Origin of the sequence: Cellulomonas persica (genome assembly GCF_007989825.1) — a bacterium.
Lineage (GTDB): Bacteria > Actinomycetota > Actinomycetes > Actinomycetales > Cellulomonadaceae > Cellulomonas > Cellulomonas persica.
Genome location: NZ_BJUA01000001.1, coordinates 281,832 through 296,473, shown reverse-complemented (window position 1 = coordinate 296,473; position 14,642 = coordinate 281,832). Strand labels below are relative to the sequence as shown.

The 14,642-nt window shown below is 74.6% G+C and carries 14 protein-coding genes; 9 read left to right on the top strand and 5 right to left on the bottom strand.

All coding sequences use genetic code 11. The features are described 5' to 3' along the window. Window positions 1–95 precede the first annotated feature (95 nt). From CPE01_RS01365 to CPE01_RS01350, 4 genes are read right to left on the bottom strand one after another with little or no spacing between them, the layout of a single operon-like run. Window positions 96–902: a DUF2705 family protein gene (locus CPE01_RS01365; protein ID WP_146804835.1), complete on the bottom strand. Its 807-nt coding sequence runs from the start codon at window positions 900–902 to the stop codon at window positions 96–98. Continuing rightward, a complete protein-coding gene (locus tag CPE01_RS01360; RefSeq protein ID WP_146804834.1) occupies window positions 899–1,975 on the bottom strand; it encodes an ABC transporter ATP-binding protein in 1,077 nt (358 codons plus the stop codon). The genes CPE01_RS01365 and CPE01_RS01360 overlap by 4 nt, the downstream gene beginning before the upstream one ends. Before the next feature lie 18 nt (window positions 1,976–1,993). Continuing rightward, window positions 1,994–3,118 carry a sensor histidine kinase gene (locus CPE01_RS01355; RefSeq protein WP_146804833.1) on the bottom strand — a complete coding sequence of 375 codons (1,125 nt, stop codon included), beginning with the start codon at window positions 3,116–3,118 and terminating at the stop codon, window positions 1,994–1,996. Between the two features lie 4 nt (window positions 3,119–3,122). After that, window positions 3,123–3,905 (bottom strand): response regulator transcription factor, encoded by a 783-nt coding sequence (locus CPE01_RS01350; RefSeq protein WP_146804832.1) that lies wholly within the window; start codon window positions 3,903–3,905, stop codon window positions 3,123–3,125. A 261-nt stretch (window positions 3,906–4,166) separates the two neighbouring features. Between CPE01_RS01350 and CPE01_RS01345 the strand changes: the two genes are divergently transcribed. The 3 genes from CPE01_RS01345 (at window position 4,167) to CPE01_RS01335 (ending at window position 8,628) form a co-directional block, all read left to right on the top strand. Next, window positions 4,167–5,534: a hemolysin family protein gene (locus CPE01_RS01345; protein ID WP_146804831.1), complete on the top strand. Its 1,368-nt coding sequence runs from the start codon at window positions 4,167–4,169 to the stop codon at window positions 5,532–5,534. Beyond that, complete coding sequence (locus CPE01_RS01340) at window positions 5,531–6,586, top strand: hemolysin family protein (protein ID WP_146804830.1); 1,056 nt, start codon at window positions 5,531–5,533, stop codon at window positions 6,584–6,586. The genes CPE01_RS01345 and CPE01_RS01340 overlap by 4 nt, the downstream gene beginning before the upstream one ends. Before the next feature lie 386 nt (window positions 6,587–6,972). After that, the gene (locus CPE01_RS01335; RefSeq protein ID WP_146804829.1) at window positions 6,973–8,628 is read left to right on the top strand and encodes a M15 family metallopeptidase; all 1,656 of its coding nucleotides are present in this window, start codon (window positions 6,973–6,975) and stop codon (window positions 8,626–8,628) included. Between the two features lie 84 nt (window positions 8,629–8,712). Here the strand turns inward: CPE01_RS01335 and CPE01_RS01330 are convergent, their stop codons facing one another. Further along, complete coding sequence (locus CPE01_RS01330) at window positions 8,713–9,648, bottom strand: aldose 1-epimerase family protein (RefSeq protein ID WP_246783654.1); 936 nt, start codon at window positions 9,646–9,648, stop codon at window positions 8,713–8,715. 229 nt (window positions 9,649–9,877) lie between these two features. On the opposite strand from CPE01_RS01330, the gene CPE01_RS01325 reads away from it, so the two are divergent. From CPE01_RS01325 to CPE01_RS01300, 6 genes are all read left to right on the top strand, one after another. Beyond that, window positions 9,878–11,104 (top strand): TadA family conjugal transfer-associated ATPase, encoded by a 1,227-nt coding sequence (locus CPE01_RS01325; RefSeq protein ID WP_146804827.1) that lies wholly within the window; start codon window positions 9,878–9,880, stop codon window positions 11,102–11,104. A 2-nt stretch (window positions 11,105–11,106) separates the two neighbouring features. Next, window positions 11,107–11,967: a type II secretion system F family protein gene (locus tag CPE01_RS01320; protein WP_146804826.1), complete on the top strand. Its 861-nt coding sequence runs from the start codon at window positions 11,107–11,109 to the stop codon at window positions 11,965–11,967. Beyond that, the gene (locus tag CPE01_RS01315; protein ID WP_146804825.1) at window positions 11,964–12,896 is read left to right on the top strand and encodes a type II secretion system F family protein; all 933 of its coding nucleotides are present in this window, start codon (window positions 11,964–11,966) and stop codon (window positions 12,894–12,896) included. Before CPE01_RS01320 ends, CPE01_RS01315 begins: the two co-directional genes overlap by 4 nt. A gap of 327 nt (window positions 12,897–13,223) precedes the next feature. Continuing rightward, complete coding sequence (locus CPE01_RS16985; RefSeq protein WP_371861961.1) at window positions 13,224–13,529, top strand: hypothetical protein; 306 nt, start codon at window positions 13,224–13,226, stop codon at window positions 13,527–13,529. After that, window positions 13,418–13,981 (top strand): TadE/TadG family type IV pilus assembly protein, encoded by a 564-nt coding sequence (locus CPE01_RS16980; RefSeq protein ID WP_371861960.1) that lies wholly within the window; start codon window positions 13,418–13,420, stop codon window positions 13,979–13,981. The genes CPE01_RS16985 and CPE01_RS16980 overlap by 112 nt, the downstream gene beginning before the upstream one ends. Continuing rightward, complete coding sequence (locus CPE01_RS01300) at window positions 13,978–14,475, top strand: pilus assembly protein (RefSeq protein WP_307723663.1); 498 nt, start codon at window positions 13,978–13,980, stop codon at window positions 14,473–14,475. Before CPE01_RS16980 ends, CPE01_RS01300 begins: the two co-directional genes overlap by 4 nt. Window positions 14,476–14,642: the final 167 nt, after the last annotated feature.

The following is a 14,642-nucleotide window of genomic DNA, read 5'->3' as shown; positions in this document are numbered from 1 at the left end:
ACGGCGGGCAAGGCGCCACCAGTACGTCGGGCAAGCGGGGCCCACCGGCTGGTCTTCTCGCCGGCGGGCCCCGTCCTGGCAGGAGTGCGGACGCGTCAGGTGATGTCGCGACGCAGCGTCGTCACGCGGCCGATCGCGGACAGCACGACGACGTACACGAGGAGCACGAGCAGGCCCTGCCACCACGACAGGAGCGAGGTCATGCCCGTCGCGCTGTAGAGGCTGCCGCCCGAGACGGCCTCACCGGCCGCGCCCGGGAGGAACGCCGCGACGCGCGACCCCCACGACGTCATGCTGAGCACGACGCGCGCGATGGGCTCGACGAACTGCGTGAAGGCGAGCACGACGACGATCACGGCCACCTGGTTCGTCATGACCGAGCCGAGCGCGGTCCCGAGCAGCGCCCACAGCGCGAGCGCGAGCACGGACAGGCCGATCGACCGCCACGTCGCGGCCGAGCCGAGGAAGGTCTCCTCGCCGATCGCGGCGAGCACGCCGCCGCCGGCGACGACCGCAGCGAGCGTGCCGACCGCGCCGAACAGCAGGCCGACGGCGCCGTTGGCCCCGAGCTTGGCGAGCAGGACGCGCGTGCGGCTCGGCTCGGCGAGCAGGGTCGGGGTGATCGTCTTGTGCCGGAACTCGGCCGAGAACGCGAGCGCGCCGACGAGCAGCGGGAAGACGTAGCCGAGGGAGACCGCGACCGTGTAGACGGACCGGACGACGTCGTCGGGGGTGAGCACGAGCTCGTCGCCCGTGCCGGTCGAGACGTCGCCCTGCGAGAGGCTCCAGCCCAGACCGGCGGCCATCAGCGCCATGTACGCGGCCATGACGGCGAGCAGGATCCACCACAGACGGGTCGTGACGAGCTTGCGGTACTCGGCGACGAGCGCGGCGCGGGTCATCGCTCACCTCCTGCGGGGGCGTCGGTCTGCGGCGCGGTGCTGCTCGGGACGGGAGCGGGTCCGGGCCCGGGGGCCGGGGCCTCGGCGGAGGTCTGCTGCGCGGGTGCCGCGGTGAGCTGCAGGAACAGGTCCTCGAGCCCCACGTCCTGACCCGCCAGGCGGTGCAGCTCGACGCGTCCGCCGAACGCGGCGGCGCCGACCTGCGCCGCGGAGACGTCGAGCAGCTCGTACGAGGCGGCGTCACCGTCGCGGCCGCTCGCGCCGACGGTCCAGCCGTGGGCGGCGACCAGCGCGTCGAGCGCGGCGGCGTCGGGCGAGACGACGCTCACGCGGGGCCGCGCGAGCCGCGCCAGGTCGGGCAACGACGAGGCGTGCACGAGCTGCCCGCGCGCGATGATCACGACGTCGTCGACGGTCTGCTCGACCTCCGACAGGACGTGGCTCGAGACGAGCACCGTGCGGCCCTCGCGGGCGAGCGCGCGCAGGAGACCGCGCAGCCACGCGATGCCCTCGGGGTCCAGCCCGTTCGCGGGCTCGTCGAGCAGCAGGACGGGCGGGTCGCCGAGCAGCGTGGTGGCGAGCGCGAGCCGCTGCCGCATGCCGAGCGAGAAGCCGCCGACGCGCCGCTTGGCGACCTCGGCGAGCCCGACGAGTGCGAGGACCTCGTCGGCGCGCGAGTCCGGCACGCCGACCTGGGGCGCGTACACGCGCAGGTGGTCGCGCGCGGTGCGCCCGGGATGGAAGCTCGCGGCCTCGAGGGCCGCGCCCACGACGTGCGCGGGCCGCTCGATCTGGTCGTACCGGCGGCCACCGATCGTCGCGGTGCCGCTGGTGGGCGCGACGAGCCCGAGCAGCATGCGCAGCGTCGTCGTCTTGCCGGCGCCGTTGGGGCCCAGGAAGCCGGTGACGCGTCCCGGGCGGACCTCGAACGAGAGGTCGTGGACGGCGTGCACCGCGCCCGGGCCGCTGCCGAACGTCTTGGTCAGGTGCTCGACGCGGACGACTCCGTCCGTGTGCTGCGCCGGGGGACCGGCGGTCGAGGGTCCTGGCGTGGGTGGGGGTGCCTGGCTCATGTGCGGCACCCTACTGTTCTAGTTGCGGTAGAACAAATGACCTCCGGGCAGCGGCCGCACCGCACCCGGCAACGTCACCCGCATGGTGCAGCCCTCGGCCACGTCGGCGACCTCGATCGTGCCGCCGTGCAGCTCGACGGCCCAGCGCACGATCGCGAGCCCGAGCCCGGTGCCGCCCGTCGAGACCTGGCCCGTCGCGGCCGGCGAGTTCCCTCGCACGAAGCGCTCGAACACGTGCGCACGCTGGTCCGGCGAGATGCCCGGCCCGTGGTCCACGACGTCGATCCGCACGTCGCCACCCGCGCGGCGCGCGACCAGGCGCACCTCCTCGTCGGGCGGCGAGTGGCGGACCGCGTTGTGCAGGAGGTTCGCGACCACCTGGTGCAGCCGCTCCGGGTCGGCGCGGACCGAGAGGTCCTCGGGCTCGACGTCGACCGGGAAGCGCAGGTTCTTGGACGCGCCGACGAGCGCCGCCGCCTCGGCCGCCTCCTGCAGGAAGTCGACCAGCCGCAGCTGCGTGAGCTGCAGGGGTACGTCGCCCGCCTCGAGCCGGGACAGGTCGAGCAGGTAGGCGACGAGCCGGCCGAGCCGTTCGGTCTGGGCGAGCGCCGCCTCCATGGTCGCGGGGTCCGCGGGGGTCACGCCGTCGACGATGTTCTCGAGCTGGGCCTGCAGCGCCGTCACCGGGGTCCGCAGCTCGTGCGAGACGTTCGCGACGAGCTCGCGTCGGAACGTGTCGGCCTGCTGCAGGTCGTCGGACATCGTGTTGAACGCCTCGGCGAGCTGGCCCACCTCGTCGGCGCTCGTCGCCCGGACACGCTGCGAGTAGTCACCGGCCGCCATGCGACGTGCGGCGTGGGTCATGTCGCGCAGCGGCGAGGTCATGCCGCGCGCGAGGAGCTGCGTGAGGACCAGCGAGATCGCGATCGCGAGCGGGAACGTGCGCGACGGCCCGAACTCGTACGACAGCCCGATCCACGTGATGAACGACGCCATCGTCACGGTCGCGGCGACCAGCACGCCCAGCTTGATCTTGATCGACCGGAACCGGTCGAGCGGGCGCACGTCGGGCAGGCGCGAGCGGCTCGCGGCACCGCGCCCGTGGCGAGGGCTCTGCCGGGCCTCCTGGCGAGAGCTGCTCATGCGCTCAGGCGCCGGCGCCCTCGTCGGCCGGGACGCCGTCGGCGGGCTCGAACGCGTAGCCCACGCCGTGCACCGTGCGGATGAGGTCGGCGCCGAGCTTGCGGCGCAGCGCCTTGACGTGCGAGTCGACCGTCCGGGTGCCGCTCGCGTCGACCCAGTCCCACACCTCCGCGAGCAGGCGCTCGCGGGTCAGCACGGTGCGCGGGGAGTTCGCGAGCGCGACGAGCAGGTCGAACTCCGTGGGCGTCAGGTGCACCTGCTCGCCGTGGCGGACCACGCGGCGCTGCGCCTTGTCGATGGTCACGTCGCCGATCGCCAGCGGGGGAGCGGGCGCCTCGGCGGCCTGCAGCTCGACCGCGCGCGCGGCGCGCTCGGTGCGCCGCAGCAGGGCCTTGGTGCGCGCGACGAGCTCGCGCATCGAGAACGGCTTGGTCATGTAGTCGTCGGCGCCCACGCCGAGCCCGATGAGCATGTCGGTCTCGTCGTCGCGCGCGGTCAGCATGAGGACCGGCACGGGACGCGCGGCCTGGATGCGCCGGCACACCTCGAGCCCGTCGATGCCGGGGAGCATGACGTCGAGCACCACCACGTCGGGTGCGAGCCGGGCCGCGGCCTCGACGCCCGCGAGCCCGTCGCCGACCGCCTCCACGGTCCAGCCCTCGGCCGAGAGTCGCCGCACGATCGCCTGCGCGATCGCGGGCTCGTCCTCGACGACCAGCACCTTCGTCGCACCCGCGGGCCGGACGGCTCCACCGACGCCACCCGCGGCTCCACCCACCGTCGTCATGGTCCCAGACTGGCACAGCAGGCCGTCGGCAGCCGTTCACGTGCGCCATGACGCGCTGGGCGGCGCCCCGTATGATGGCGCCACTATGAGCAGCTCAAGTAGCTGCCGGCGTCCCACCCCCACCGCCGCGACCGTAGGGACGGGCCAGCGCACGAGCTGGCTCACGGTCGACGAGGCGGTGGCAGGGTCCGACGAAGCCGGCCCCCACCTGAGATCCCGGGTCGCCCCCGAGCGGCCCTCCGCCTGCCCGCCGGGTGCACCGTGCTGACCGAGTGGCTGCTCGTCGTCCTCGGTGTGGCGCTGACGCTCGGGACCGCGGTGTTCGTCGCCGGCGAGTTCTCGCTCGTCACGCTCGACCCGGGCGTCGTCGAGAAGCAGACCCGCGCCGACGACCGCCGGGGACAGTCCGTCCTGAAGGCACTGCGTGCTCTGTCGACCCAGCTGTCCGGTGCCCAGGTCGGCATCACGGCGACGACCGTCCTGCTCGGCTACACGACGCAGCCGGCCGTGCAGCAGCTGTTCGAGGGCTGGCTCGGCTCCGGCGCGCTGAGCGCGACCGTCGCCACGAGCGTCGCGGTGGTCCTCGCGATCGTCGTCGTCAACGGGTTCTCCATGCTCGTCGGCGAGCTCATCCCCAAGAACTTCGCGATCGCGAGCCCGTACGCGACCGCGCGCGTCGTCGCGCCGTTGCAGCGCGGCTTCACGCGCGCGCTGCGCCCCGTGATCGCGTTCTTCAACGGCAGCGCCAACTGGCTGCTGCGGCGCATGGGCGTCGAGCCGCGCGAGGAGCTGTCGGGCGGTCGGTCGCCGCAGGAGCTCGCGGCGCTCGTGCGGCGCTCGGCCGAGGTCGGCACGCTCGACGAGTCGACCGCGACGCTGCTGACCAACTCGCTCGACTTCGAGACCCTCACGGCCGTGGACGTCATGACCGACCGTCAGCGCATGGTCGCGGTGCGGCGGGAGGAGTCCGCCGCGGACGTCGTCGCGCTCGCCCGGCGCACGGGCCACTCCCGCTTCCCGGTCCTCGGTGACGGCAGCGACGACATCGTCGGCCTCGTGCACCTGCGTCGCGTGGTCGCGGTGCCGTTCGAGAAGCGCGACGAGGTGCCCGCGGCCGCACTCATGGACGACGCGCCGCGCGTCCCCGAGACCGTGCACCTCGGCCCGCTGCTCGTCGAGCTGCGCGGGCACGGCATGCAGATGGCGGTCGTCGTCGACGAGTACGGCGGCACCTCGGGCGTCGTGACGCTCGAGGACGTCGTCGAGGAGCTCGTGGGCGAGGTCGCCGACGAGCACGACCGCACGCGTGCGGGCGTCGCCCGCTCGGCCGACGGCACGTGGCACCTGCCGGGCGTCACGCGGCCGGACGAGCTCGCGGAGCGCACCGGACTGGTCGTCCCCGACGACGGCCCGTACGAGACCCTCGGCGGGCTCGTCATGGCCCGCCTCGGCCGGATCCCGAAGGTCGGCGACGTGGTCGACGTCGACGGCGTGCACGTCGAGGTCGAGCGCATGGCGGGTCGCCGCGTCGAGCGCGTGCACGTGTGGCCCGCACCGCAGGACGAACCCGACGACGACGCCGCCGGGGCCGACGGTGACGCCCCGCGCCGCACGAGGAGCCCGCGATGAGCGGCACCACCGCCCTGCTGATCGCCGCGGCGCTGCTCGCGGCCAACGCGTTCTTCGTCGGTGCGGAGTTCGCGATCATCTCCGCACGCCGCTCGTCGATCGAGCCGCTCGCGGCCGCCGGCGACCGCCGTGCCCGCACCGTGCTGTGGGCGATGGAGCACGTCTCGCTCATGCTCGCGTGCGCACAGCTCGGCATCACCGTGTGCTCCACGAGCCTCGGTGTCGTGGCCGAGCCGGCGATCGCGCACCTCATCGAGGACCCGCTGCACGCCGCGGGGGTCCCGTCCGCGTGGACGCACCCCATCGCGTTCGTCGTGGCGCTGCTGATCGTCGTCTACCTGCACGTGGTGCTCGGCGAGATGGTGCCGAAGAACCTGGCCGTGTCCGGCCCGGACCGTGCCGTGCTGTGGTTCGGCCCGGCGCTCGTCGTCGTCGCGCGGATCGTGCGACCGGTGATCGTCGCGCTCAACTGGCTCGCCAACCACGTGCTGCGGCTGTTCGGCGTCGAGCCCAAGGACGAGGTGTCCTCGGCGTTCACCGCGCAGGAGGTCCAGTCGATCGTCGAGCGCTCGCAGGCCGAGGGGCTCCTCGAGGACGAGCAGGGTCTGCTCGCGGGAGCGATCGAGTTCTCGGACCGCACCGCGCGCCAGGTCATGGTGCCGCGCGACGCGCTCGTCGCGGTCGACCCCGCGACCACGCCGGCGCAGGTCGAGTCGCTCGTCGCGCGGACCGGGTTCTCGCGTTTCCCCGTGCAGGACGACGGCGAGCTCGTCGGCTACCTGCACCTCAAGGACGTGCTGTACGCCGAGGAGCAGGACCGCGACCAGCCGGTCCCGCGGTGGCGCGTGCGCGCGCTCGCGGTCGTCGGACCGGACGACGAGATCGAGGAGACGCTCGCGGCGATGCAGCGCACCGGGACGCACCTCGCGCGCGTCGACGACGCGACCGGTGCCGTCGGTGTCGTGTTCCTCGAGGACATCCTCGAGGAGCTCGTCGGGGAGGTCAGCGACGCGATGCAGAGGGGCGCGCTGCCCGAGCGCCCGGTCGGGTGACGCGCGTCAGCGTCGGACTCGCCGACGGGCGAGTGCGCACGGAACCTTCACATTCGGGACGGCGCGCGTCGCGCGCGGGGAGTCTGTCCGGATCTGCACCCCTCGCGCGCGGGTGAACGGCGTGCAGCGACCGGGTGAATCGGCGTGTCGCCCGGCGTGTCGGACTTGAGTGCGTGGGAGCGCGTTCCTCCGATCGACTGGACGAGCGTCCAGGGGGTTGGACGGGAGCGGGTGAGCCGTTATGGTTTCGTGATCGCCGGCGAAGGCGCGGGACCGGGGGCAGTTCCGCAAGCCGGCGTGCTCCATGTTCAGACGTCATCCGTGCCCCTGTCGGGCGCCCGGTCTCGGGAGGTGCTGTGGTCGATCCCGGCCAGGCTTCACCCCCGTTGACGCGACGCCAGATCCGGGAGGCCGAGCGCGCCGCTGCCGAGAGCGCCCAGCGCCCGGCCGCGCACCTCGCGCCGCAGCCCCAGAGCCCGGACCGCCCGACGCACGCTGCGTGGGACCCGCGCTCCCTGTCTGCGCAGCCCGCTGGGCCGTCGCGCGTGTTCTCGCAGGGCCCCGACATCGCGCAGGGCCCCGACGCGCAGCAGGCCACCCGCGCCGCTCGTCGCGACGAGCCCGCTCGTCGGTCCGAGTCCGCACGCCCGTCCGGTCCCGCCGCTCGTCCGACGACCGTCTCGTCGGGCCCCGGGTCGGCCGGCCACCACACCCCGAGCTGGGTGCCGACCGAGCGTCGCTCGGTCGCTCAGCCGCCCGTGCCGCACGCGCCCGCCGTAACGGCGACCCTGACGCCCCCGACCGGCGCCCCGCAGGCCCCACGCCGCGCGACCCAGGCCTCCGCGCCCCAGGTGTTCACCGCGTCCGCGACGCCCACCGCCGCCAAGTCGCGTGTCGCCCCCGCCGTCTTCGTGCCGTCGGCGCAGGCCGCCGCCGCGTCGCGCGGCGCCGCCACCACGGCGATCCCCGCGGTCCTCGACGCGCGGTCCGCCGTCGCGCCCCTCGCCCCCGTCCCGGCCGCGGACGAGACGGTCGTGCTCGACGCGTTCGTCGCGCTCGACGAGCCCGCGACGTCGGTCACGCGGGAGGCCGTCACCCCTGACGTGCCTGCTGCGCCTGAGACGCCCGCTGCTCCTGAGGCGACCCCGACTCCGGCGGCGCCCTCGGCGGTGTTCCCGACGAGCCCGGTCGTCGTCCCCGAGCCCGCCCGCGCCGGCGCACCCGACCGCCGAGCGGAGGCGCCCCGCGTCGTGGCGCGGTCGGGATCCGAGAAGCGTCCCGCCTCCTCCGAGCACGTCGTGCGCACGCCGGCCCGCGCGCTCAACCGCGCCGGTCGCAACGCGGTGCGGTTCGGCGTCGTCGGCGCCCTCGCCGCGGTGACCGTCGCGGTCCCGCTCGGGCGCGGCTCGCTCGGCAGCACGGACGTGCTGTCCGGCCTGCCCAGCGACCACGGCACGCTGCCCACCACGGTCTCCGCGCTGACGGCCGCTCCGCTGTCGGTCTCGCCCCCGGCGTCGCTGACCACGGTCGACTCGGCGATCCTCGACGCGCGCGGCGCCGAGCTCGCCAGCCGTGACGCGTCGCGTCAGCCCATCCCCGGCTGCGACCCGTCCGCCCGCGCGGCGGGCGAGAACGGCCGCCTCGCGCGCGTCGACCTGTGCACCCTGTGGGACGGCCACACGCAGATGCGCGCCGACGCGGCCTCCGCCCTGGCCGAGCTCAACGCGGTGTACGTCGCGCGGTTCGGCGCCGACATGTGCCTCGCCTCCGGCTACCGCACGCTGCAGGAGCAGTACAGCGTCAAGGCGCGCCGGGGTGGCCTCGCCGCGGCGCCCGGCAAGAGCAACCACGGCTGGGGCCTCGCGGTCGACTTCTGCAGCGCCATGACGAGCGGTGCGCGCTGGACCTGGCTCAACCAGAACGCCGGCACCTACGGGTTCGAGAACCCCGAGTGGGCCAAGCCGGGCGGCTCGGGTCCGTTCGAGCGGTGGCACTGGGAGTACACCAAGGGCGTCAAGGCCGACGGCGAGTACTACGGCTGACGCCCACCGGCCCGGAACGACGACGAAGGCCCTCGACCACGCCAGGTGCGTGGCCGAGGGCCTTCGTCGTGAAGGGCAGTGGCGTCACTCGAGACGCAGGCCCCAGCGCGCCTCGTGCGTCTGTCCGGGCGCGAGCTCGACGAGCAGGTCGCCCGTGCGGAACGCGTCCGCGATGCAGGTCATCGGCTCGACCGCGACGCCACGGCGTGCGATCGCGGGCACGTAGTCGCCCGTGCAGACCTGCCACGCCTCGAACGTGCCGTCGGCCCACATCGCGGTGGTGCGGCCGTCGGGCGTCGTCAGCCGCGCCCAGGTGAGGCCCGCCTCGTCGCGCACGGGCGCGAGCCAGGCGTCGTCGAGCGCGACCCCGCGCAGCAGGCGCGGCTCGAGCAGGTCGTAGCTGCCCTCGACCTCCTCGTCGCCCGTGGGCAGGAGGCGCTCGTCGACCGTGACGTGCAGCCGCGCGCCGAGCTGCAGCGTGCACTCGTCGAGCGACGCGTCGCCGGGGGACAGCCACGGGTGGAAGCCCAGGCCGTACGGCGCGGTGCTCGTGCCGAGGTTTGTCGCGCGCGTCGTGACCTCGAGGCCGCCGTCGCCGAGCGCGTACGTGACGTCGACGCGGACCGGCCACGGGTAGCCGTGGGTCGGCACGATCGTCGTGGTGAGGGTGACCGCCTCGTCGGACGGCTCACCCGCGACGACGAACGGGACGCTCGCGACCAGGCCGTGCAGCGCGGTGAGGCGGTCGGGCTCGGTGATCGGCACCTGGTACGTGCCGCCCGCGTAGCCGTAGAGGCCGCCGGCGAGGCGGTTGGGCCACGGCGCGAGCGTGGCGCCCGAGAACGCCGGGGCGATCTCGTCCTCGGCGAAGGGCAGCACCACGTCACGCTCGCCCACGCGGTACTCGCGCAGGCTCGCGCCCACCGCGGCCACGACGGCGATCTGGTCGCCGTGGCGCAGGACGTGCTGGGTGCCGGAAGGGGCAGGGGTCTGGACGACGTCGTCGAGAGCGCTGTTCACGTGCCCCACCGTAGCCCTCCGAGCAGCGACGACATGCGCCTGGAGGTCCCGGTGGGACGGACGGTGCGCGCGTCCGATCGGGTGACGGCACCCGGACTGTGGACAGACGCCTGCGGTGCTCGTGCGGTCTCCCGTAGGGTGCGCATGCCTTCGTCGGATCGGACATTGCGGACGAACCGGCGGGGTGGTCGCGTCGCAGGGGGCGCATGACGAACACGCAGGGGGGCGGATGGACGGCGTCGGGATCCTCGAGGACGAGGTGCGCGAGCTGATCCGTCGGCGTGGCATCGACCCGGTGCGTGACCGGTCCGGCGTGACGGCCCTGGTCGACGAGGCGATCGCCGACTACGACGCGCGTTCGGTCCTCGGCGTCGTCCCGCCGCTCGTCGACGGCAACGCTGCGCACAAGGCCGTGCTCGACGCGGTCGCGGGGTTCGGGCCGCTGCAGCGCTACCTCGACGACCCGGACGTCGAGGAGATCTGGATCAACACGCCGCAGCAGGTGTTCGTCGCGCGGCACGGCGAAGCCGAGCTCACCACGACGATCCTCACCGCGCAGCAGGTGCGTGAGCTCGTCGAGCGCATGCTCAAGGTCTCGGGTCGGCGTCTGGACCTGTCGAGCCCGTTCGTCGACGCGACCCTGCCCGGCGGCGAACGCCTGCACGCGGTCATCCCGGACGTGACGCGCACGCACTGGGTCGTCAACATCCGCAAGTACGTCGTGCGCGCGGACCACCTCGAGGACCTCGTGGCGCTCGGGTCCCTGCCGCCGGACGCGGCCGCGTTCCTCTCCGCGGCCGTCCGCGCCGGTCTCAACATCCTGGTCTCGGGCGCGACCCAGGCCGGCAAGACCACGATGCTGAACGGGTTGGCCGGGGCCGTCCCGGTGCGGGAACGCATCGTGTCGTGCGAGGAGGTCTTCGAGCTGCGCCTCGCGGCACGGGACTGGGTCGCGATGCAGTGCCGTCAGCCGAACCTCGAGGGCGTCGGGGAGATCCCGCTGCGGCGGCTGGTCAAGGAGGCGCTGCGCATGCGCCCCGACCGCCTGCTCGTCGGAGAGGTGCGCGAGGCCGAGGCGCTCGACCTGCTCATCGCGCTCAACGCGGGCGTGCCCGCGATGTGCACCATCCACGCCAACTCCGCGCGTGAGGCGGTCACCAAGCTGTGCACCCTGCCGCTGCTCGCGGGCGAGAACGTGAGCGACCGGTTCGTCGTGCCGACCGTCGCGTCCTGCGTCGACCTGGTCGTGCACCTCGGGCACGACGCGCGTGGGCGACGGCGGGTGCGCGAGGTCCTCGCCGTCCCGGGCCGCACCGAGCAGGGCGTCGTCGAGACGGCGGAGATCTTCGCGTGGCGGGACGACCGGCTCGTGCGGGCCGACGGGTTCCCGCCGCACCCCGAGCGGTTCGCCCGTGTCGGGGTGGACCTCGCGGCGCTCCTGCGAGCGAGGGGCTGAGGGTGGACGTCGTCGTCGGGCTCGTCCTCGGTGCGGGCGTGGGCAGCCTGTGGTGGTCGCTGTGGCCGCGCACGGCCGCGGCCGACAGCCGGTCCGCGCGGTGGAGCGCGCGCGTGCAGGACGAGCTCGTGCAGGCGGGCGTGCTCGGGGTGACGCCGGGCGGCCTCGTCGTCGCGAGCGTGCTGCTGGGGATCGTCACGCTCACGTTCACGGTCGCCCTGACCCGGGCGCCCACCGTCGCGCTGTTCTTCGCGGCCTTCTCGACCGCGGCTCCGCTCGGGGTCGTGCGGGGCCGGGCGCGGCGGCGCCGGGGGCGCCTGCGGCAGCTGTGGCCGGAGGTCGTCGACCACCTGGCCTCGGGCATCCGCGCCGGCCTGTCGCTCCCCGAGGCGGTCGCGCAGGTCGGGGAGCGTGGTCCGGTCGAGCTGCGGCCGCAGTTCCGGGCGTTCGGCGAGGACTACCGGGCGACGGGTCGCTTCGCCGAGAGCCTCGACCTGCTCAAGGCGCGGCTCGCGGATCCCGTCGCGGACCGGATCGTCGAGGCGCTGCGCATCACGCGCGACGTCGGCGGGACGGACCTCGGCCGGTTGCTGCGCACCCTGTCGGGGTTCCTGCGCGACGACGTGCGGACGCGCGGCGAGCTCGAGGCACGGCAGAGCTGGACGGTCTACGCGGCCCGGCTCGCGGCCGCCGCGCCCTGGATCGTGCTCGCGGTGCTCGCGACCCGCACCGAGGCGGCCGCCGCCTACGACACGCCCGCCGGATTCGTCGTGCTGCTCACGGGCGCCGCGTGCACCGTCGTCGCGTACACGGCGATGCTGCGGGTCGCGCGCCTGCCCGAGGACCCGAGGGTGCTGCGATGAGCCCGGTCGTCCAGGGAGCGTTCGCGGGGCTGCTCGCCGCGTGCGGGGTGCTGGTGGTCGTCGCGCGGCTGCGCGCCCGCCGGATCACGCTGGACCACCGGCTCGCCCCGTACCTGCGTCCGCGCCGGACCGGCTCGAGCCTGCTCGGAGCGCCGCCGGCCCGCGGCCCGGTCCCCGTCCTGGAACGCCTGGTCGCACCGGTGCTGACCGACGGGGTGCGCCTCGTGTCCCGGATCGGCGCGCCCACCGCCGAGCTCGCGCGCCGGCTCGTGCGCGCAGGGCGGACCGAGACCGTCGAGCAGTTCCGCGTCGGGCAGGTCGTCGCCGGAGCGCTCGGGCTCGCCGCGGGGCTCGCGATCGCGCTCGTGCTCGCGGCGACCCGGAGCTCGGCGACGATCGCCCTGCTCGTCCTGGTCGGCACGTGCGGGTTCGTCGGCGTGCTCGTCCCCGACTGGCTGCTCGGGCGGCAGGTCAAGGCGCGCGAGAGCCGGATCATCGCGGAGCTCCCGACCATCGCCGAGCTGCTCGCGCTGGCCGTCGGTGCGGGTGAGGGGGCGCTCGGAGCGCTCGAGCGCGTGACGCGCAGCACCCACGGGGAGCTCAGCGTCGAGCTCGAGCGGACGCTCGCCGACGCGCGGGCCGGGATGCCGGTCACCCAGGCGCTCGACCGGCTCGCCGACCGCACGGGCGTGCCCGCGCTCTCGCGCTTCGCCGAGGGCGTCGCGGTCGCCGTCGAACGCGGTGCGCCGCTGGCGGACGTGCTCCGCGCGCAGGCGCAGGACGTGCGCGAGGAGGGCCGGCGCGTCCTCATGGAGACCGGCGGCCGCAAGGAGGTGCTGATGATGATCCCGGTGGTGTTCCTCATCCTGCCGGTCACCGTCGCCTTCGCGGTCTTCCCGAGTGCCGTCCTGCTCCGGGTGGGCCTGTGACCAGGGACGAGCTGGCGGTGGCGCCTCCGACTGGGTGCCCACACGCCACGGGGTCGACACTTCCGAACCCGACGGGTCCCACCGTCACGCGTCCCGATGGTGGCACGCGCGCACGGCTGGCGAGGCAGCCCGACGTCCACCCGGGCAGGACGCGGCCGACGCCGCGCCAGGACGAGAACGACGCGCGACCGATGTCGTGCCACGACGAGCACGGCACGACACGTCCGGGGCACGTCTACGACGAGCAGGACACGACGCGGCCGACGGGGCCGCGCATCGACGAGCGAGCCCGGTCGAGCGGCGGGGCACGCGGACGAGGAGGAGCACATGAGCAGCACGGGCCGAGCGAGAACGGTCGCGATCACGACCTGTGGCGAGACGCCCCGGCGCACGACCGCTGGGACGCGTCAGGCGTGCGCCGCGCTGCGGGCGTCCTCGCAGCTGTGGGCGGTGCGCTCCCAGGTCTGGCTCGAGCAGCGTGTGCGCGCGGCAGGGCGACCCGATCGCGGCGACGTGCCCGGTTGGGTGCTCGTGACGCTCATGACCGCAGGGATCGTGACCGCGCTCTGGGTGCTGGCCAAGCCACTGCTCGAGGGCCTCTTCCAGCGCGCGGTCAACGACGTGCACGGCTGACGTACGCCGGGCACCCGGTACCGCGCCGCTGGAGACCGCACTCCCGGGGGAGTGCGGTCGCGCAGAGCGGCGGCCCTCGGGACGAGGGGAGTGCAGTCGTCGACTTCGTGCTGGTCGGAGCGCTCGTCCTGCTGCTCGTCCTGGGCGTGGTCCAGCTGACGATCTCCCTGCACGTGCGCAATACGCTGATCGACAGCGCGTCGGAGGGTGCTCGCTACGGCGCCCTTGCCGGACGTACACCGGCGGACGGAGCGCAGCGGACGCGCGACCTCGTGCGCGGGTCCCTCTCCGACGAGTACGCGGGCCAGGTGACCGCGGCGCGGGTGAAGCGCGACGGTGTCGAGCTCGTCGAGGTGCGCGTGACCGCGCCCTTGCCGGTCGTCGGGCTGATCGGCCCGACCGGCCGGCTGACCGTCTCGGGTCACGCGATCGCCGAGGACTCCCTCCCGTGAGGCTCCGGGCTGCTCAGCGCCGTGGAGCGCTGGCGCGAGTGCGCGCGTGGGCGCGGCACGCGCGCGCTGACGACTCCGGCAACGCCGTCGTCGAGTTCCTCGGGCTGTCGTTCGTTCTCCTCGTCCCGCTCGTGTACCTGGTGCTGGTGCTCGCGAGGATCGAGGCGGCGAGCTACGCGGTCGAGGGTGCGGCCCGCGAGGCGGCGCGCACGTACGTCGCCGCGGACGACGTGGACTCGGCCTCAGCGCGTGCCGTGGCGGTGACCGGGGTCGCGCTCGCGGACCAGGGCTTCGACGACGACCCGGCGCAGGCGCTCGCGCTCGTGTGCGAGCAGCAGCCCTGCCTGCGTCCCGACGCCCACGTCGAGGCGCGCGTCGAGGTGATGGTCCCGCTGCCCCTCGTCCCCGGGTTCGTGCGCGACATCGTGCCGATGCAGGTGCCGGTCAGCGCGCGGCACGTGGCGGTCGTCGACGAGTTCCGGGGCACCGGATGAGCGGGCGCGTGCGCGTATGGGCGGCTCGGCGGGCCGGCGCGCTGCAGGGGCGGACCGCGCACGTGTGCGACGACCGCGGCCAGCGCTGTGCTGGCGACGAGCAGCGTGCTGGCGGCGATCAGCGTGCTGACGGCGATCAGTGTGGCGACGGCGGCTGCTGTGCTGAG